This is a genomic window from Hymenobacter roseosalivarius DSM 11622, from assembly GCF_900176135.1.
In the GTDB taxonomy this organism is placed as follows: Bacteria; Bacteroidota; Bacteroidia; order Cytophagales; family Hymenobacteraceae; genus Hymenobacter; species Hymenobacter roseosalivarius.
The window spans coordinates 90,170-109,749 of record NZ_FWWW01000048.1 but is presented as its reverse complement, the minus strand read 5'-3'; the positions used below and the strand labels follow the sequence as shown (position 1 = coordinate 109,749).

The window sequence follows — 19,580 nt, the reverse complement described above, 5'->3', positions numbered from 1 at the left end:
AGGAAATGTAGCGGCGAAAAAGCAGTTCGCTATCTACTAAAAAATAGAATAAAGCTACTAAAGCACCGAAGCTTAACGCAAACATAACTTATCCTGCCGCAATGTGAAGCAAGTATTAAGCGGATATCAAGCTTAGGTGAATTATGAAATTAAGCAGATAAAACCCTACAAAGGCAAGATACTTTTGGGTGCCAATCCATCCTACTTCTTTCCTAATCGTATGAAAATCACGTTACTCCCCTTTCGGCCACGACCGTGGATGCTGACCGGCCTGCTATGGGTGCTGCTCACCGTGCTTACTTGTCCGTTGCGGGCCCAGTCTACGGATGCCTCCATCGCGGGGGTAGTGGAGGATACCCAGGGCGGGGCCGTGCCCGGTGCGACCGTCGTGGTCAAAAACAACTCGACCGGCTTTCAGACCGGCGTGGCCACGAGCACCGACGGACGCTATGATTTTCGGCAGCTGCCCCTGGGCGGTCCCTATGATATTATCGTCAGCTTCGTGGGATTTGCCCCCCAGCGGCGCACGGGCTACACCCTGAACCAGGGCGACCGAATAACGGCGGACTTCCGGCTCAGCGAAGCGGCGGAGCAGCTCCAAGAGGTAGTCGTGACGGAGAATGCCCTGACCAGCCGGGTCGACCGCCTGGGTAGCAGCACGGCCATCACGGCGCAGGCTATCCGGCGCCTGCCAGCGCTCAACCGCGATTTTACCAGCTTGGCTAGTCTGGCTCCGACCTCCAATGGCACCAGCGTTGGCAGCCAGCTGCCCTCGTCGACCAACTACCTGATTGACGGGTTGAGCTCGCGCAATATGCTCACCAGCGGGCCGATAGGGCGCGGGCCCTACACGCTGTCGCTGGAAGCCATTCGGGAGTTTGAAGTGGCCTATAACGTGTACGACGTGACCCAGGGCCGGCAGGGCGGCGCTTCGGTCAGCGCGGCTACTAAGTCGGGCACCAACACCTTTACGGGCTCTGCTTTTACTTACCACCGCGCCGACTGGCTGGCCAATCCGCGCGATATTCGGGGCAACAAGCGCACCTCCGATTTCAGCACGACCCAGTATGGATTTAGCCTGGGCGGGCCTATTGTGAAGGACAAGCTGCACTTCTTCGTGGCCCTGGACCGGCAGCAGCAGGCCGCGCCCTTTTTCATTGCCGATATACAGCTGCCCGAAGACGAGCAGGCCCTGGGTATTACCCGCAGCGTGCTGGACAGCGTGCTGACTATAGGGCGGGAAAAGTACGGCTTGAGTAATAAGCGCCAAACCGGCTCGTTTGACCGCAAGACCGTAGCCAATACGGTTTTCGCGCGCCTCGACTGGCAGATTAATGATAAGCACCGCCTCACGCTGCGCAACAACTACAGCGACTGGGACAACCCTGTCAGCACCAACGACAACTCCCGCATCAACCTCTACGAAACCTGGGCGGGCTTCAGCTCCCGCGAGAACAGCACGGCGCTGTCGTTGCGCTCCACATTTTCCAGCAAGCTGCTGAATGAGCTGAAGGTGCAGTACGTGTACTCGCGCAACGGCATTGAGCCCAACCCCCAGCTGCCGGCGGCCAATATTCCGCGGGCCATCGTGACGGTGCGCTCGGTGCTGCCCGACGGGCGCACGGGCCAGACCGACGTGCAGCTTGGCGGGCAGCGCTTCACGCCCGAAACTCAGCAGGTAAATCAGGTTCAATTGGTGAACACGAGCTACCTGACGGCCGGCCGGTTCAACCTAACTTTTGGCACGGATAATATGCTCACGTTTCTGGATAACTACGTGTCCAATGAGCAGAACGGGCGCTTTATCTTCAACAGCCTGCGCGAGTTTAATAACCTCAACCCTTCCCGCTACGCCCGCGAGGTGCCGCTGAACGGCATTCCCGACGTGCAGCACTCGGTGCTGGACGCGTCGGTATTTGCCCAGGCCTCCTACAATCCTCACCCCGATCTGACCGCCCAGCTCGGCGTGCGCTACGACGTGACCAGCTACCTCACGCCCGCCGCCTATAATCCGCTGGTGGAACAGGAGCTGGGCCTGCGCACCGACGCGCAGATTACGGACTGGAACAACATTCAGCCCCGCTTGCAGCTGACCTGGGACGTGGGGGGCAAAAGTCGCAATATCTTTCGGTTGGGCGGGGGCGTGTTTTCGGCCTATGTTATCAACTATGCCCAACTGAACAATATCCAGAACGACGGCACCCAGATCGCGGCCATCGACGTGACCCGACCCAACAGTGCCACCGCGCCCAACCCCGTGCCCCGGCCCGACTTCCCCAGCTACCGCCGCGACCCGGCCACGGTGCCGGGCGTGCCGGCCGGCACTACGTCAGTAGCTACCATCAACCTGACCGACCCCAACTTTGAGGTGCCCACCGTGTACAAGGCCAACCTGAGCTACAACCGCATCGTGAACGAGTGGCTGCGGGTGGGCGTGAACGCGCTGGTGTCGCGCACCAACAACAACTACGTGTATCTGGACGGCAACCTGCGCGATGAGCCGGATTTCCGGCTGGCCAACGAGGAGAACCGGGGCGTGTTCGTACCGGCCAGCTCCATTTCGAGCCGCGGCCAGACCAACAACGTGCTCAGCCGCCGCTCCCCGCTGGTGGGCCGCACCCTGATTCTGACCAATGGGGCCAAATTGCGCACGGCTTCCCTCATCGTGGACGCGCAGGTGGAGCTCCCCAAAATCGGGGCATTCAACGCCAGCTATACGCTGAATGATGCCCGCGACAACACTTCCTACAACGGCAACGTGGCCAACACCTCCACGTTCCGGCCCGTGAAGAGCGACCCGCGCAGCCTCTCGGAGCTGAACTACTCCGATAATCATTTCCGCCACAAAGTGGTGCTCTACGGGGTATCACCGGTCTGGAAAGGATTTAGCCTGAATGCCCGCTTCAGCGGCATCAGCGGCACGCGCTACTCCCTGCTGGTGGCCGGCGACATCAACGGCGACTTCGTGGGCCAGACCGGCAACCGCAATGACCTGGCCTTCGTGCCCAACCCGAATGACCCCAGCACGCCCGAAAATATTCGCGCCGACCTCAACCGCCTGCTGAACGAGTCGGACAGCCGGGCTAAAGACTACATCCGCGAAAGCTTCGGAAAAATCGCGGACCGCAACGGCGGCGAGAACAAGCAGCTGACGGGCGTGGTGGACGTGCGTTTGCTGAAAACTATTAAGACGTTTAAAACGCAGTCGCTGGAATTGTCCGTTGACGTGTTCAACTTCGCCAACCTGCTGAATAAAGACTGGGGGGGCAATTTTAACCTGGGCAACCAAAATCTGCTGAACGTATCCGGCTTCAATCAGGCAACCCAGCAATACACGTACACCATCAACTCCGGCACGGGCGTCATCCAGAAAAACGGCACCCCTTATCAGATTCAACTTGGTGCCCGCTACGCGTTTTAGCCAGCAGTTGGCAGCACAAAAAGCCCCCCAGCTATGTAGTTGGGGGGCTTTTTTGTGCGTTACGCCATTTTGGTCGCTATTGGCGCTTGAATAGCAGGCGGCGTGGGGTTGTATTCGGGCGTGGAGTTCTGGTGCTCGGCTTTTTTCTTACCCTGGTCGTCCTTCACGTCGCGGCGGCTGAAGGGGCGAATGATCAGGCGCAGGGCCTGGTCGGAGCTGAAGTAGCTGAAGGCCCAGTCTACGAAGGCCACGACTTTATTGCGGAAGCCGACCAGCGTCATCAGGTGCACAAAGAGCCAGGTAAACCAGCCCAGAATACCGCTGAAATGCACGTCTTTGGGCAAATCCACCACGGCCTTATTGCGGCTCACGATGGCCATCACGCCTTTGTTGACATACTCGAAGTTCCTGGGGGCTTCATTGCGCATGAGGCGTTGCAGGTTTTCGGCCAGCAAGCTGGCTTGCTGCTGCGCTACCGGTGCCAGCATAGGCATGCCCTTAGGCATTTCCTCGGTTACCAGATTAGCCACGTCGCCGATGGCAAACACGTTCTGGAAGCCTTCCACCTGGTTCCACTGGTTTACATTTATGCGCTTGTTGCGGGCCACCACTTCGGGGGGCAAACCAGGTACTTCAGCCCCGTTCACGCCCGCCGCCCAGATGAGATTTTCGGTCGGAATATATTCGGTGTCGGAGTAGTACGCCCGGCAGTTTTCAAACCGTTTGATGGAGGTATTCAGGCGCACGATTACGCCCAGCTCTTCCAGGTAGCGCTTCGACTCCTGCTGCGACTTCGCCGACATTGGGCCGAGCACGGCTGGACTCGCTTCCACCAGAATCACCTGCATCTGCTGCAAGTCCAGCTCGGGATAGTCTTTAGGCAGCACATGCCGGCGCATTTCGGCCAGCGAACCGCTGATTTCGACGCCCGTCGGGCCGCCGCCTACCACTACGATATTCAATAGAGCCTGCTTCTCCTCGGGGTTTTCGGTGAGCAGGGCTTTCTCGAAATTCTGGAAAATAAAGCTCCGCAAATTCAGCGCGTTGGGAATGCTCTTGATCTGCATGGCATTCTTCTCAATGCTTTCGATCCCGAAGAAATTGGTGAGCGAGCCCGTGGCAATGACCAGATAATCGTAGCGAATATCGCCCACGCTGGTATGCACCAGATTACGCGCGGGCTCCACCCGCTGCACGTCGGCCATGCGGTAGAAGAAGTTTTTCTGGCCGGCGAAAATCTTGCGAATAGGGTAAGCAATACTGTCCGCCTCCAGGGCACCAGTAGCTACCTGATACAGAAGAGGCTGAAAATTGTGGTAGTTATTGCGGTCAATGACGACCACTTGCACGGGCGCGTGGCGTAATTTTTTGGCCAGCTGCAAGCCCGCAAATCCGCAGCCGATAATCACGACGCGCGGATGGGAAGAAACCGGAAGGTTCGTATCCATAAAACTGAGAATCAAGGAGTAAGGCACGGCTAAAAGCCCGCACTGGCCGGCTGCCATATGGCGTCGGCATCAGGTGTTCTACCGTAAAACCGCTTGGCTGGTTGTTCTGTTTTCCGAATGGTTGAGCTTATTCAGTTCGGCTAGGCCCCTCCGCTATCTGTCGGTCATGCTATCGATCATGCAGAGCAACAGCGAAGCATCTCGCGTGTTTAGAAGGAGTAGTAATCTTACAACCGCCGGCGAGATGCTTCGTCGCTTCTGGATGCGCAGAATGCTCTGTATGACCAGCTAGTATTTTATTGAATTACTTAATAATCGACGCCTTCCTTCTTCTTGAACTCTCCATCTTTAACCTGCTGAATCAGCTTCAGCCAGCTGAAGGGGTTCAGCAGCGGGTTGTTGGTTTGGGGCGTCTGGCCCATGCCCATGCGGCGGTCGTAGCCTTGCTGCTGCTGCTGAAGCGTCTGGCGATAGTTGCCGGCGCTGGTGACGGGCGCGTTGTTGAAAATCTGGCGGAGCACGTCGGGACTAAGGTTTTTGGCGGCGCTGCTGCCGCGCTCTTTGGGCAGCCTCAGGGCCAGAAATGCTTCTTTAAACTCCTTTTCCGTGGCGTAAGGAAACACGCGCACTTCGGGCAGCACTGTCACGTCTTCCTGCAGCGAAACGATAACCGAATAGCTTTGGCGCGGATAATCGGGCGGGATAATAACGTACTGGTTGCGGTAGCCCAGGGAGCGAATCACGATGCTGTCGCCGGTAAGGACAGGCAGCGAAAAGTAGCCGTAGGTGTTGGAGGCGGTGCCCCGACCGGCCTGGGGGACAAATATCGTCGCGCCCGGCACGCCCAGCAGACTGTCGCCGGTAGCCACGATGCCCGAGAACTGCACTACCCGCCGTTGACCCTGGGCATAGCTCGCAGTGGGGGCCAGCATTAGCAGAACTAGTAACAGCCCCAGTGTGGCTAAAACAATATGTATTCGACTCCTATCAAACATACTTGGGTGTGCTATACTGCAATAATACGAGCAAAAGGCAGGGTTAGACCAGGATTACCGATTCAAAGACCTTCCTGACAACCTTGACTTCCCTCCCTTGTGAGGCTATAACCACTTAAAAGGTTGTAATCTTTTTCTAAACCGTTGGATAGGAAGGAAAATTAGCCCCCGAACGAAAGGTGGCTCAGGGCAGCCGTGTACACCGATAGCTACGTGGCCCCTGTATAGAACGAACAAGCTTCGCACGGATTGCTACCAGGCGAAGTGGAAGTTAGTATTTGGCGCCTAATGACTAACTCCTGCCTTCTCTTTCAGCCCGAGCCCAGTCAGATTGAAGTAAGCAAACTGGCATTCAGTGGCTACTCCTCACTCGGGGTTGGGCTGCCAGCGCGTATAAACTGGCCGAAGAAGATGCTGTTGAGAAACAGCTTGTTGGTGCCGTACCAAAATGCCCTGAAATTCGGGTCATCGACCAGTGATATAATACGACCGGCACCCACGTCGGCAATGTCGACGGCAGCCGTGTTACGCAGCTTCAACTCATTGGCTTTAGATATGAACCCACTAGCCAAGGGGCGGGCCGTGTACATGAGCGGGTTAGCGTAAGGGCTCGCTGAGCGTTCCATAAACAAGGTATGGTCGCGAAATAGGTGCACGTCGGGGCTTTCATAGCCATAGCCCAGCGGGTGCGTCAGATCGAGGCGGACGCTAAAAATGGCCCCCGATATTTCCTGGGCACTGGCAGTGTTGCGCATCCCAACGTATGGCTGCTGAGGCGGCAGGCCGGCAGTAGGCGTGCCGGCTCGTGCTGAAGCTGGGGAAGCAGCCGGCGCTTTAGTCGTATTAGAAGCCACGGGTGATGCCACCGTTTCTGGGGCCATGGGAGCCGGAGCGGTTCCTGCTGCCTTAAACCGGGTAGTCGACATACCGTTGTCGGCCAGCCATTTAGCTCCCCTTCCAATAGCCAGCAAGGTGTTGCCCCGCTGCACCCACGCCCGCAGCTTCTCCCGGCTTGCGGGCGTAATGCCGCCGTAGGTGCCATCGGACACGACAATGACTGTGTAGCGGTCTAAGTTAACCCGGTCCAGCGCGTCGGGGGCTACTAAGCTGGTGGCCATATCGAAGCGGTTATCAAGCAGGTGCCATGCCTCGCCTACATCAGTGGGGCTAACGCCTTGGCCGGCCAGCAGCATAATTTCCGGCTTTTTCAACGTGACAAAGTTCACACTGCCCAGTTTCAGCCCTTGGGGCGACAAGCCCGTGGTAATGGCTAGCACGTCGAGCCCGTTTTGCACCGCAATTCGCTGCATCAGGGCGTGCAGCGAATCGGCTGGCAGCGACTGTGAGGCTACGGGCACCATTATACTGCCATAGTCCATCTTGGTATCGCCAATAAAAAAGGGCTCGGTAGCCACTTTCACAGTTACTTTCCGGGCCAATAAGGTATTCAGCGCCCGGGGGGCATAATAGCCATGCCAGCTAAAGGCATAGGCGTAGGCGTTTTTGTCGCCCAGCACCCGACCCATGGGGAAACTAACACTATCGAGGCGCTGACCTAGCAGCCCCGCTTTCGGGGCTTTCGTGACTGCCGCCGTGTTGAGGCCGAACGCGTAGGGCAAGGTCCAGGCAGAGATGTCGTAGAAGATACTATCCTGAAACTTTGTGCGCGACTCAAACATGGCCTGTATCAGCCGAAACTGAGGCTGGTCGGTCGGCACTACGTAAGCATTCGTGGGGCTAAACATATGACCACCCAGCGTTAGCGCACTTTTGGGGCGGTACACGGCAATTTGGTGCTGCCGGATAATACGGGCCAGCTCATAGCTGCGGGCGGGGTCTTGATCGGCGCCAAACACATAAGCTCGTACGCCCTGGTTACGGGCTTCGCCGGCCACTTTTTGGTAGAAGTCGCGCTGGTAGGCAAGCAGCTCTGGCCGCAGGGCCTGCACCGCTTCAATAGACGAGAGCGTCGTGGTTACCTGGTTGCGAATGGTAAAGGGGAAGCGCAGTATGCCATTTACCGTTTCCTGGGCATGTCCCCGCGAGCTGGCCTGCTCAAACAGAATTCCTACCGCCCCGTTCACGTCGGGATAAGTCGAGCCCTTGCCGTAGTAGAAATCGTCGTAATTCTCTTCCGTAAAGTACAGGGAGCCGATTTTGTCCAGGGCTTTGGCGTGGTAGGCGCCGATGCTCTTGGTCAACTCGAAGTTACGCTCCGGGGTGAGGGGGTGCTTGCGGGAGGGCACGCCCGGCTGGAAGAAAAAAGTGGAGTTACTGCTCATCTCGTGATGGTCAGTCAGCAAGTTGGGCTTCCAGTCATGAAACTGCTGTAAGCGGCCGCGCGACTCCGGGTGCTGCAACGGCAGCCAGTCGCGGTTCAAGTCAAACCAATAGTGATTGAAGCGCCCACCCGGCCATACTTCGTTTTGCTCCACGTTGTTCGGGTCCGTAACGAGGTTCTTGCTGCGCCGCGAATTTACCCAACCCGCGAAACGGCTCATGCCATCGGGGTTGATGCTAGGATCCACCAGAATCACCGTATTGCGCAGCGTCTCGTCGATGGCCGGGCCCTGGGCCGCCGCCAGATAATACACGGCTAGCAGAGAGGCATTGGTGCCGCTGGGCTCACTGCCGTGCACACTGTAACCCATCCAGAGCACGGCCGGCATCCGGCTGATATCGAGCCGACCCGATACGGCCGGGTCGGTCAACTGGTGATGCTCCGCCTTGATTTGCGCGATGTTGCGCTGGTTTTCCGGCGAGGTAATCGTCAGTAGCACCAGCGGCCGGTGCTCGTGGGTGCGGGCGTATTCCGTGAGGGTCACCCGATCGGAGGCAGCGTCCACGGCCCGCATATACATAAGCAATTGGTCATGGCTCACGTGCCATTCACCTACTTCATAGCCCAGCACCGAGGCCGGCGTCGGGATGGCTGGGTTGTAGGTCACCGTCTGGGGCAGGTAATACGCCAGATTGGATTTGGATTGAGCCAAGGCCGTTAGCGTGGCCAGCAAGAGCAGCAGCAAACCGTAATACTTTTTCATCTCAGGGCAAGAAAGTAGGGTGAGTATAAAATCACTAGTAAGTAGTATACAAGGCAGCTGGGGGGCAAAATTTGCCCCCCACCGTTAATTAATCGACACGTTGACTACTCTTTACCGCGTTCCGGATATTGAGCGGGAATCGGTACGGGCTTGAAAGACTGTTTTTTTAAGTCTCCCAGTATAACCTCCACGGCTTTGGCCAGCTGCGGGTCGGCGCCATTCTGAGTGGCATTGGGCAATACATCTACTTCGATGTCCGGCGCTACCCCTTCGTTTTCGATTTCCCACTTCCCCTCGGGGCTATAGATGGCAAAGCTAGGCGAAGTCACGGTGCCGCCGTCCATCAGCACCGGGTAACCCGAAATGCCCACCAGGCCGCCCCAGGTGCGCTTACCTACGATGGTGCCGAGCCCGCGCCGCCGAAAAAACGCGGGCAGAGCGTCGCCGCCTGAGCCAGCAAACTCATTCACTAGCATCACCTTGGGTCCATAGATGGATGCGCCCGGCGAAGTAAATGCCTTTCCTTCCCGTGGGGCCCAGTAGCTGAGCAAAGGGCGATTGAGCAAGTCGAGGATGTAGTCGGCCACAAAGCCCCCGCCATTAAAGCGCTCATCCACGATGACGGCTTCTTTATCTAACTGGCTAAAGTAGTAGCGGTTGAAAAACTCGTAGCCCTCGGCGCTGGTGTTAGGCAGGTACACATAAGCCACGCGCCCGCCCGTCAGCTCGTCTACTTTTCGCCGGTTGCCTTCTACCCAGGCAATGCGGCGCAGCGTAGCTTCGCTGGCTACGGGCACCACCGTTACTTCGCGAGCACCGCGTAGCGTGGGTTGGTCGTTTACCGTGAGCGTAATTTGCTTGCCCACCGTATTTTCGAAGAAGCTGTACACGTTGTCCGTGCCGCGTAGGGGACGATTGTTGACCGCCAACAGGTAGTCACCAGCCTCTACGCTTACGCCGGGCCCGGTAAGCGGGGCACGCAGACCGGGGTTGAAGCTCTCCCCATTGAACACCCGCTTGAACCGGTAATGGTCGTTTACCACTTCGTAGTCGGCCCCGAGCAGACCCACGGGACTAGGCGTCAGGGCGGGCAGGTCGCCACCATTTACGTAGTTGTGGCCAACTACCATTTCGCCCATCATCTCGGCAAAGAGGTAGTTAAGGTCGGCGCGGTGCGCCACGTGGGGCAAGAAAGCTGCGTACTTTTTCTTCGTTGCCGCCCAGTCAAGGCCGTGCATCTTGGGGTCGTAGAAATAGTCGCGCTCCAGGCGCCACACCTCATTAAACATCTGCTGCCATTCGTGGCGCGGGTCGATATACGCGTCCAGGGCCGTGAGAGCGAGCTTGCCATCTCCGGCCGCAGGTTTGCCAGCAGCTTCCACAATGCCATAGGTATCCTTGGGCCCTAAGTAAAGGATCTTTTTGCCGTCGGCGCTCAAGGCATAACCCGTCAGGTCGCTGAGGAATATCTCGTCCTTGCGGTCCTTTAGGTCGAAGCGGTGCAGGCGCTGGGTAGGCTCCGGAGCGGTGGCTGTGGGGCCAGCGGCGGCGCTGGGGGGCATTTCTTCCAGATAAAATAGCTTATCAGCGTCGGCTACCTGCACGTTGCTGAGTTCGCCCACCGCCGAGCCAGGCACCACCAGCACGCGCTGGCTCATTCCCGCCGTGTCGATTACGACTTTCACAGCCTCGGGCTTCTTGCCGCGCAAATCTTTTACGGCGACTTTTGGCGCCGCGCGGTTGCCCGTGGGCTTCCCCACCGCTACCGAGTCGGGTTTGCTCATCGCCTCCTTTTCCTCGTCGCTCTGGGGGGCAAAAGGCGAATCGTCCTTTTTATTGAGCACGGCCACGTACAGCGTGCGCTTGCTTACCCGGTCGTAGGAGCTCATGTCGAGCCAGGTGGTGCGCAGGCCCACGTCGGTGCTGGCCGCAAAGAAGAGATACTTCCCGTCGCGGCTAAACGCGGGCGAGGTAGCATCGCTGCGCCCGTCGCTGATGGCGAAGCGCCGCCCCGAAGGCAAGTGGTACACAACCACGGTTCGCAAGTGGTTTGGCATCTGAACCGAGTAAGCCAGCCACTGGGCATCCGGCGACCAGGCCGGCGCCATCACCGCATCATCGAGCAGCGGACCATAGGCATCGGAGGCCACGCGCACGGGCTTTTTCTTATCCAGGTCCAGATACCACAGATTCAGCTTTTTGTCGGTATAAGCAATCTTCTTGCTGTCGGGTGACCAAAGCGGATGATAGTAGAACGAAGGCGGCCCTAGCGAATAGGACTGCGCGGGTTTGATGCCGCGCTGGTCATGCACCTGCAACTCATACTCGCCTGACACATCCGAGACATAGGCAATACGGGTACCGTCGGGCGACCAGGCGGGATAGCGCTCGTGGGCACCGTCCGAATGGGTCAGGTTGCGGCTTTCCCCTTTCTTAGCGGGCACCGTAAAAATGTCGCCGCGCGCTTCCACTACCGCCCGCATACCGGTAGGCGAAATAGCGGCCGAGCGCACCATAGTCGCCACGTTGCGGTATTGGGGCCGTAAGGCTAATACCTCGGGCGAAATGCTGATTTTGATGCCCTTAGCTTCCCCAGAGCCGGTATTAAGCAGGTACAATCGCCCGGCCTGCTCGTACACGAGCTCCGAGCCGTAGCCGCCCAGCGACTTGACATCATAGTCGGTGTGGCGGGTAAGCTGCTCCACTTTTTTCGAGGCCACGTCGTACACAAACACGTTGTTGGTGCGCTGCCGGTCACTGAGAAAGTAAATTTTGCCCCCCAGCCACAGCGGGCTGGTATCGGTAGCATTTTCGTGCGGCACCTCCTCCGTGGCCAGCGTTTTCAGGTCAGTGAGCCAGATGGGCCCCGTGCGGCCACCCCGGTAATGTTTCCAGGTAGCGGTAGCATCGGTAATATGCGTGTGGGCCAAGCGCTGACCATCGGCCGAGTAGCTACCCTTTTCGCCCATGAGCAAAGGCAGGCGGGTAGGCAGGCCACCGGCCACCGGCACAGTAAACAGTTGCAGTGACCGTGCATAGGCTTCCTGCGAGCTGCTAAACAAGATATTCTTTCCATCGGGCGTCCAGTCGCGCACTACTTCGGCCGAGGGGTGCCAGGTGAGGCGACGGGGCTGACCGCCGCTGACCGCCACCACATAAATATCCGAGTTCCGGTCGTAGTCGCCGGTGTAGGCAATCCACTGGCCGTCGGGCGAGAAGCGGGGGCTGGTTTCTACTCCCGGCCCCACCGTCAGCCGCTGCGGGTTGCTGCCGTCGCGGTTCGCCGTCCAGATATCGCCGGCGTAGCTGAAGGCTAGTTTGTCGCGGCTCAGAGCGGGTTCGCGCAGCAGTAGGGTTTCGGGTGGAGCAGTTTGTGCCAGCGCGGCGCTGCCGAGCAATAGGGCTAAAAGCAGCAGTTTGTAGGGATGTGGCATAGATTACTGTAAGAAACTTGACGAAGTGAGGGAGCAGCTTTATCAGAGCCTTTAATATAGCAGATAGGCAGATGCATCAGCAGTGGAAATGGCGGCTGTGTGGCCCATTCATCCTTTCTGGATCATCAGATAAGCTAAACGGGTAGGGTGATGGTGAACTCCGTGCCGTGGCCTTCTTTACTCTCCACGGTGAGCGTGCCGCCGTGGCCTTGGGTAATGATGTCGTAGCTCAAGGACAAGCCCAGGCCGGTACCTTCTCCAGGCGGCTTCGTGGTAAAGAAAGGTTGGAAGATTTTGGCTTGGACCTGCTCATTCATACCCATGCCATTATCTCGCACCTGAATCTCTACGTGCCGGTCGAGTTGTATTGTCCGGACGCTGAGAGTGGGTTGGTAGCCTGCTTCGCCCAGTTGCTGCCGTTCTTGCAGAGCGTAGAAGGCATTGCTGCCTAGGTTCAGCAGCACGCGCCCAATGTCGGCGCCGACCAAGTTTACCAGCGGCAAGTGGGGGGCAAAATCCGTTTGTAGCTCGGCTTGAAATGCCGCGTCCTTCGTGCGCAGCCCATAGTAAGCTAAGCGCAAATACTCGTCGCAGAGCGCGTTCAGGTCGTTGGGTTTCCGTTCTCCCGTACTGGGGCGGGCGTGCTCCAGCATACCCCGGACAATACCAGAAGCGCGCTGCCCGTGCTGCCGGATTTTGGTCAGATTCTCGGTCACATCTCCGGCCAAGGCGGCCACCTCCTCTCCATCCCCCGCGAGTTGCGCTTCTTGCAACTCAAGCATCAACTCAGCACTCACGTCGGAGAAGTTGGTCACGAAGTTCAACGGGTTTTGAATTTCGTGGGCAATACCAGCCGTGAGTTCGCCCAGGCTAGCCATTTTCTCTTTCTGGATGAGCTGGGCCTGGGTGACGCGCAACTCCGTGAGCGAGGTGTCGAGCTGGTCACGCTGGCTTTGCAAATCCTGCTTCTGCTCGGTGACCAGCTGCTTGAGCCGTTCGGAGCGGCGAAAGGCGTAGTAGAGGGCGGCCGCCACACCCCCTAACAACACGGCGCCACCCAGCACGGCCCAAAGGATGTTTCGCTGGCGGCGGGCACGAGCAGCGTCCTGCTGCTGGGTTTGCCGTAGGCGTGCAATGCGCGCCTGTTGAGCCTCTGTGGCTTGCTCGATTTCGTAACGGGCCACGTGCAAGGCCCCTTCCCTCGCGTCGAGCGAGTCTGCCAATGCCAAGGCCGATACGGCATAGCGCGCAGCGGGGCCGGGCTGTCCCTGCTGCTGGTAAAAGCGGGTCAGCTCCCGCAGGTAGGCCAGCCGTAGGGGTTTTATGCGGCTCTGCTGGGCTTTACCATAGGCGGCTAGCCAATGGGTTTCCGCTCGCGCCATGTTGTCCTGCGCTACGTAGTACCGGGCCCAGGTTGCGTCCAGCTCTAAAGAGCCGATGCCGGAGTAAAAGGGGATGCCGAGCGAGTCGACCAAGTGCTGGGCGGCCTGCAGGAGCGGGCGGGCTTCGGCTATATGGCCCTGGGCTAGTAGCACCGCACTGTGGAGCGTGAGGGTATAGGCTTTCTTCCTGACCAAGGGGTAGAGTTCCTTTCCCGTTGGAGGCAGCAGGGCCTGGTCGAGGGCGCGCCGGGCGGCCGGGTACTCCTGCCGTTGCAGATACACCTCCGCCATGGTTTTATAGGCATAGAACAGGTCGCCTCGGTAACTGCGCAGCCCAGCCACGGCCTGCTGGAGGTAGTGCAACGCCCTTTCGGTATTGCCCCACTCGGCATAGCGGCCGCCGACGCCCGCCAGCTGGGTGTAGGAATATACGCGATTAAAGGTGCCAAATAGCGCCACGTCCTGCAAGTAGTGGCTCAGGGCTTGGTTGTAGTCGCCACGGCCTAAGTAGTAGCCGCCCAAGCCGTGGTGGCACGGGGCCATGTTTTCCGTCGCGTCCCGCTGCCGATAATACGCCAGCTTGGAGTGAAAGTAGCGGCCCCTAGCCTCTAGCAGGTTCAGCTCGCTGAAAAGGTCGCGCAGAGCAGACAGCAGCATAGGCACTGGCCGACCCAGCCGGTCAAACGCGGACACTGCCGCCTGCAGGGTGTCGAGCGCGGCCGCCACGGCTTTGGATTGGTAGAGTCGATTTCCGCTGGCCAGTAAGCGATAGGCCCGCTGCTCCGGGCGCTGGAGCCGGGCGCTGAGTACGGCCAGTTCTGCCGTCTCTTCCACCTGGGGTTTAGTTGTACTCCAAACGGGGTCTACATCGACCAGGTGCATCAGAGTACGTAGGCGGGCCGTGTCGGCACGCTGCTTCGTGAGCACTTGCCGCAGTGAATTGGGGTTGGCCTCCCAGTAGCGGTAGCGGGCCGACGCGGTCTGTGCGCTCCCCGGTCTGTCGCTGGACAGGCGCGTAGTCTGCAATTCGGCAGGGTCGACGGGCGCTTGAGCAGCCGTTGGGGTGGGCAGGGCCAGCAGCCCGCAGGCCACTAGCAAGAGAAAGTAACGCATAGCGGCAGAGGCAGGACCACGCAAAGAGCTACTTCTCGTGGCTGGAATTAATCCAAGTTAAAGTTGGGCTTTATAGCAGCAAGCTAACTATTTACCCGGTGCCTGCCAGTAGAATCTACAACCCGTTTTTAGCGGCAAGACGCGGCCGGGGCGTAAATTTGTTTCGTGTAAGTGCGGGGGGCTTTTTCCCTGCTTTGTTTGGTAAAAAATGCGCCTCAAACACTTCAGTGTGGCCTTTGGTCAGCAATTATTTAAGGCCCTCGGCGACGAGTCGCGGGTGCGGATGCTGCATCTGCTCTGGCGCAATCAGGAAATGTGCATCTCCGACCTGGAGCAGGTGCTGGACTTCACCCAAACCAAAACCTCCCGCCAGTTATTGCATCTGAAAAATGCCGGCTTGGTCAGCTTCCGGCGGCTCGACAACTGGGCATTCTATTTTATAAAGGACGAGATGGCGGACCTGGTTCATCCGTTTTTGGGTTACATGGAAAAAGACGCCCAGCTCGTGCGCGATCAGCAGATTTACCAAACCCTCTGGTCGAATAGGGAGCTGGCCGCGTATAAACTCCAGAATCGCCGTTGGATTGGCTGATCACGCAGTAAGTAGTATGAAATACGAACATCACCTTTTCGTTTGCACCAACCAGAAAAGCGAGGTAGGCCGCGACGTAGTGAAGGCTTTAAAGAAAGAGATTAAAAAGCACGGCCTGAGCAAAAAGCTCAACCGCGCCCTCCCCACTGGCTGCCTCGATGTGTGTAAGCATTGCAAGAAAAGCTGCGGCGCGGCCCTAATTGTTTATCCCGACGGCGCCCTCTACGGTGACGTCCAGCCCGACGACGCGCCAGCCATCGTGCACGAACATCTGCTCCACGGGCGCGTTGTATCCAAACTCCTACTTGATTAAAAATGCCCCCCAGCTCTTCCTTTCGCCCCGCCAAAGCGTATCGCCATCTGTTCTTCGACCTCGACCATACCCTGTGGGACTTTGAGAAGAACGCCGACGAAACCCTGCGTACGCTTTTCATCCACTATGATTTAGGCCGTTTCGGCACATTCACCGTGGAGGAATTTATCGACCGCTACCGCGACATCAACCACGCGCTGTGGCGCTTATACCAGGGGGGCAAAATCACGCAGCAGCAGTTGCGCAGCACCCGCTTCACGCGCACGCTCGTGCGGCTCGGCGTAGCTGAAGCCGACGTGCCCGAAGGCATTTCCCAGCATTTCACGGACTTGCTGCCCACCAAGTCGGCCGTGTTCCCCTTTACGTACGACATGCTTCGGTATTTGCAGACCAAATACACGCTGCATTTGATAACCAACGGCTTCAAGGAAATCCAATATATCAAGCTCGACTCATCGCAGCTCACGCCCTACTTCCAAGAGGTAATTACCTCCGAGTGCAGCGGCTGCCTTAAGCCCGACCGCCGCATGTTTGAGCACGCTCTAGAGCGCACCGGCGCTAGTGCCGAGGAAAGCCTCATGATTGGCGATAACCTGGAATGCGACGTGCTGGGGGCCTTTAATGCCGGCATCGATCAGGTGTATTTTAACCCCGAAAAGCGGCGGCATTTCAATGAGGTGACCTACGAGATTAGCTGTTTGAGCGAGCTAAAGGAGATTTTGTAGGAACGAAAGGCGCTTAATGCCTTCTACCTTTGCGCCGATATGATACACTTACTCGGTATTTCGGGGAAGCGAGGCAGCGGGAAGGATACCGTAGCCCGCCTCATCCAACAATTGCAGCCCGAGCGCAACTGGCAGATTCTTTCCTTCGGCGACGCCATCAAGGCGGTGTGCGCCACCTTGGCCGGCGAGGCAGTTGCCCCCTACTACTACCAGGATGGCAAAGCGCAGCTGCTACCCATCTTTGGGCGCACCCGCGGCGAAATGCTCCAGCAAGTAGGTCACGCCCTGCGCGCATGGGAGCCGGAAATTTGGGTGAAAGCCTTCTTTGCCCGCCTGCCCGAGGATCAGTTTGTAATTGTGCCTGATATACGTTTTGCCAACGAAGCTGACCCTATTCGGGAACGTGGGGGGCAAATGTTGCGCGTAGAAGGCGACCCGCTCAGTCAGCGCGGCGACGGCACCCGCGATGATAATCACCCCAGCGAAACGATGATGGATACTTATCCACACTTCGCTACTATTATCCACAATACGGGCTCGCAGGACGAATTAAAGGAGCAAGTGCTGGCGCTATTGGTGGGACTGTAGACGTAGCTCTAAAGCCTTCCCGACGGGGCCAATACCAAATCGGGCACAGAAATGAGCTAGCAACTACGTCTAATCATGGTTGTTCAACTCCCTGTTACCTTTGCCCCCGTCCCCCATCAATAAACCTACACCCAAAGACTAACTCCATGGCCAACGGCTTTTTCAACGTTCCCACCCCGATTAACGAACCCGTAAAAGGCTACGCGCCCGGCTCCAAGGAGCGCGCCGAGCTGCAACAGGCTCTGCGCGACCTCAAGCAGCAGCAGGTAGATATTCCAATGTATATCGGCGGACAGGAAGTGCGCTCGGGCAAGACCAAAACTATTTCGCCCCCCCACGACCATAAGCAGGTGCTGGGCCAGTTCCACGAGGGTGATGGCACGCACGTAACCCAAGCCATCGAGGCGGCTTTGGCCGCTCGCCGCGACTGGGCTGAGCTACCTTGGGAGCACCGCGCTGCTATTTTCCTGAAAGCTGCCGAGCTATTGGCTGGCCCTTATCGTGCCCGTCTGAATGCAGCAACTATGCTGGGCCAGAGCAAGAACGCCTATCAGGCCGAAATCGATGCAGCTTGCGAGCTGATCGACTTCTTCCGGTTCAACGTGCATTTCCTGCAGGAAATCTATAAGCAGCAGCCTGAGTCGTCGCCCGGCATGTGGAACCGCCTGGAGCACCGGCCGCTCGAAGGCTTCGTGTTTGCGCTAACGCCATTCAACTTCACGTCTATTGCCGGCAACCTGCCCACGTCGGCCGCGCTGATGGGCAACGTGGTGGTGTGGAAGCCTGCCAATACCCAGATTTATTCGGCCCACGTGCTGATGGAGCTGTTCCAGGAAGCAGGCGTACCGGCCGGTGTTATCAACCTCGTGTACGTGGACGGCCCCACGGCTGGAGACGTGATTTTTAATCACCCTGAGTTTGCGGGTATTCACTTCACCGGCTCGACGGGCGTTTTCCAGAATATCTGGAAAACCATCGGCCAGAACATTCACAAGTACAAGTCTTACCCGCGGATTGTGGGCGAAACGGGCGGCAAGGACTTTATTCTGGCTCACCACTCGGCCCACCCGCGGCAGGTAGCTACGGCTATTTCGCGGGGGGCATTTGAGTACCAGGGTCAGAAGTGCTCAGCCGCTAGCCGCGTGTACATTCCCTCCAATCTCTACGAGGAGGTAAAAGTCTATTTGCAGGAGGACTTGAAGTCGATGAAAATGGGCGACGTGGAGGATTTCGGCAACTTCATCAACGCCGTTATCAGCGAATCTTCCTTCGATAAGCTGGCCAAGTACATCGACGGCGCTAAGCAAGACCCGGCGGTAGAAATCATCGCGGGGGGCAATTATGACAAGTCGAAAGGCTACTTCGTGGAGCCGACGGTGCTGGTAGCCAAAGATCCTAAGTACGTGACTATGTGCGAGGAGCTATTCGGACCAGTATTGACCATGCACGTCTACGAGGCAGACCGGTTTGAAGAAACCCTTGACTTGGTAGACAGCACCTCGCCCTACGCTCTTACCGGCGCCGTCTTCGGCCAGGACCGTTATGCTATTGACCTGGCCTCGAAGCGCTTGGTGAATGCCGCCGGCAACTTCTACATCAACGACAAGCCTACGGGCGCCGTGGTTGGTCAGCAGCCATTTGGTGGGGCTCGCGCCAGCGGCACCAACGATAAGGCCGGTTCCATGCTGAACCTGCTGCGCTGGGTATCGCCCCGCGCCATCAAGGAAACCTTCGTGACACCCGTGGATTATCGCTATCCTTTCCTGGGTGTCGAGACGGGCGAGAACCTGAACATAACTGGGCAGGGCGGTTTTTAGCCTTTCTGCTTAAGTCGAAAAAAGCCCCCCAGAAGAAGTTCTGGGGGGCTTTTTATATATTACAGGTTAATTTTTAAAGTTGAGGTTCCTCAGGCTCGTTGTCGGTTACTAATGGAACACGCAGATTAGCGTAGATATCCGCCAGCAACAAGCGAGTCGCTAACTCAGGGATTTCCACTGCCTCTTCCGGCTTGGTCAGTAGTTGCCGCTGCCACTCGCTGGTTTCGCTGGTGCGGTAGTACCATTCTATGGCCTGGTACTGCTGAGAAATGAGCAGATAGTGCCGCAACGAAGTCAAGCGCTGGTAACGAAACAGTTTCCAAACCCGGTCGCGGTCATTGGTGGAAGGAGAAAGCACTTCGATGAGCAGCAATGGATGGCGCATGGTACGCTCGGCCGTCACGTCCTCATCATGGCAAGTCACCATCACATCGGGATACGTGTACTGAATTCCTTGCGCTACTTCCAGTTGAACATTCTCGGTGAATACCCGGCAGCCTCTTTCGTCAGCAATAGGCAGTAAGCGTGCGCCGCAGCGCAATGCAATTGTGTTGTGATTAGCCGTAGCACCCGCCATCGCCCAAATCTCACCGCGATAAAATTCGTGGCGCACCTCGGAGGTCGCTTCCAGAGCCATGTACTCCTCGACGGTATAGTGAGTGGCTGCGTTACGTACCTGTTCCATTAGGCTTCCTTCTGTTTCTCCAA

General features: G+C 57.8%; 12 protein-coding genes. 6 read left to right on the top strand and 6 right to left on the bottom strand.

Annotated elements, in window-relative coordinates; genetic code table 11:
* Positions 1-220 precede the first annotated feature (220 nt).
* The gene (locus B9A24_RS05350; protein ID WP_084444144.1) at positions 221-3,421 is read left to right on the top strand and encodes a TonB-dependent receptor; all 3,201 of its coding nucleotides are present in this window, start codon (positions 221-223) and stop codon (positions 3,419-3,421) included.
* Between the two features lie 59 nt (positions 3,422-3,480).
* Here B9A24_RS05350 and B9A24_RS05345 read toward each other — a convergent pair whose 3' ends face one another.
* From B9A24_RS05345 to B9A24_RS22580, 5 genes are all read right to left on the bottom strand, one after another.
* Complete coding sequence (locus B9A24_RS05345) at positions 3,481-4,869, bottom strand: NAD(P)/FAD-dependent oxidoreductase (RefSeq protein WP_084444166.1); 1,389 nt, start codon at positions 4,867-4,869, stop codon at positions 3,481-3,483.
* A 308-nt stretch (positions 4,870-5,177) separates the two neighbouring features.
* Positions 5,178-5,801 carry a carboxypeptidase-like regulatory domain-containing protein gene (locus B9A24_RS05340; protein ID WP_234997005.1) on the bottom strand — a complete coding sequence of 208 codons (624 nt, stop codon included), beginning with the start codon at positions 5,799-5,801 and terminating at the stop codon, positions 5,178-5,180.
* Positions 5,802-6,223: 422 nt separating this feature from the next.
* Positions 6,224-8,908, bottom strand: coding sequence for a M14 family metallopeptidase (locus B9A24_RS05335; RefSeq protein WP_084444142.1), 2,685 nt, complete (start codon positions 8,906-8,908; stop codon positions 6,224-6,226).
* 104 nt (positions 8,909-9,012) lie between these two features.
* Positions 9,013-12,342, bottom strand: a complete 3,330-nt coding sequence (locus B9A24_RS05330) for a S41 family peptidase (RefSeq protein ID WP_084444141.1) — start codon at positions 12,340-12,342, stop codon at positions 9,013-9,015.
* A 134-nt stretch (positions 12,343-12,476) separates the two neighbouring features.
* Complete coding sequence (locus tag B9A24_RS22580) at positions 12,477-14,837, bottom strand: ATP-binding protein (protein ID WP_234997003.1); 2,361 nt, start codon at positions 14,835-14,837, stop codon at positions 12,477-12,479.
* A gap of 208 nt (positions 14,838-15,045) precedes the next feature.
* Here B9A24_RS22580 and B9A24_RS05320 point away from each other — a divergent pair, with 208 nt between their 5' ends.
* From B9A24_RS05320 to pruA, 5 genes are all read left to right on the top strand, one after another.
* Complete coding sequence (locus B9A24_RS05320; protein ID WP_084444140.1) at positions 15,046-15,429, top strand: ArsR/SmtB family transcription factor; 384 nt, start codon at positions 15,046-15,048, stop codon at positions 15,427-15,429.
* A gap of 16 nt (positions 15,430-15,445) precedes the next feature.
* The gene (locus B9A24_RS05315) at positions 15,446-15,742 is read left to right on the top strand and encodes a (2Fe-2S) ferredoxin domain-containing protein (RefSeq protein WP_084444139.1); all 297 of its coding nucleotides are present in this window, start codon (positions 15,446-15,448) and stop codon (positions 15,740-15,742) included.
* Between the two features lie 2 nt (positions 15,743-15,744).
* Entirely contained in the window at positions 15,745-16,467 is a 723-nt protein-coding gene (locus tag B9A24_RS05310; RefSeq protein ID WP_084444138.1) for a YjjG family noncanonical pyrimidine nucleotidase, read from the top strand.
* A 39-nt stretch (positions 16,468-16,506) separates the two neighbouring features.
* Positions 16,507-17,055 (top strand): nucleoside/nucleotide kinase family protein, encoded by a 549-nt coding sequence (locus tag B9A24_RS05305; RefSeq protein WP_084444137.1) that lies wholly within the window; start codon positions 16,507-16,509, stop codon positions 17,053-17,055.
* 146 nt (positions 17,056-17,201) lie between these two features.
* On the top strand, positions 17,202-18,872 hold the full coding sequence (gene pruA / locus B9A24_RS05300; protein ID WP_084444136.1) for an L-glutamate gamma-semialdehyde dehydrogenase: 1,671 nt from the start codon (positions 17,202-17,204) through the stop codon (positions 18,870-18,872).
* Positions 18,873-18,945: 73 nt separating this feature from the next.
* Here pruA and B9A24_RS05295 read toward each other — a convergent pair whose 3' ends face one another.
* Complete coding sequence (locus B9A24_RS05295) at positions 18,946-19,557, bottom strand: Uma2 family endonuclease (protein WP_084444135.1); 612 nt, start codon at positions 19,555-19,557, stop codon at positions 18,946-18,948.
* Positions 19,558-19,580: the final 23 nt, after the last annotated feature.

Bases quoted from the DNA above. Each gene is read 5' to 3' on its own strand.
- B9A24_RS05345 (WP_084444166.1), bottom strand. From the start codon at position 4,869: ATGGATACGAACCTTCCGGTTTCTTCCCATCCGCGCGTCGTGATTATC.
- B9A24_RS05340 (WP_234997005.1), bottom strand. From the start codon at position 5,801: ATGCTGGCCCCCACTGCGAGCTATGCCCAGGGTCAACGGCGGGTAGTG.
- B9A24_RS05320 (WP_084444140.1), top strand. From the start codon at position 15,046: ATGCGCCTCAAACACTTCAGTGTGGCCTTTGGTCAGCAATTATTTAAG.
- B9A24_RS05310 (WP_084444138.1), top strand. From the start codon at position 15,745: ATGCCCCCCAGCTCTTCCTTTCGCCCCGCCAAAGCGTATCGCCATCTG.
- B9A24_RS05295 (WP_084444135.1), bottom strand. From the start codon at position 19,557: ATGGAACAGGTACGTAACGCAGCCACTCACTATACCGTCGAGGAGTAC.
- B9A24_RS05350 (WP_084444144.1), top strand. From the start codon at position 221: ATGAAAATCACGTTACTCCCCTTTCGGCCACGACCGTGGATGCTGACC.
- B9A24_RS05330 (WP_084444141.1), bottom strand. From the start codon at position 12,342: ATGCCACATCCCTACAAACTGCTGCTTTTAGCCCTATTGCTCGGCAGC.
- B9A24_RS05315 (WP_084444139.1), top strand. From the start codon at position 15,446: ATGAAATACGAACATCACCTTTTCGTTTGCACCAACCAGAAAAGCGAG.
- B9A24_RS05305 (WP_084444137.1), top strand. From the start codon at position 16,507: ATGATACACTTACTCGGTATTTCGGGGAAGCGAGGCAGCGGGAAGGAT.
- B9A24_RS05335 (WP_084444142.1), bottom strand. From the start codon at position 8,908: ATGAAAAAGTATTACGGTTTGCTGCTGCTCTTGCTGGCCACGCTAACG.
- B9A24_RS22580 (WP_234997003.1), bottom strand. From the start codon at position 14,837: ATGCGTTACTTTCTCTTGCTAGTGGCCTGCGGGCTGCTGGCCCTGCCC.
- pruA (WP_084444136.1), top strand. From the start codon at position 17,202: ATGGCCAACGGCTTTTTCAACGTTCCCACCCCGATTAACGAACCCGTA.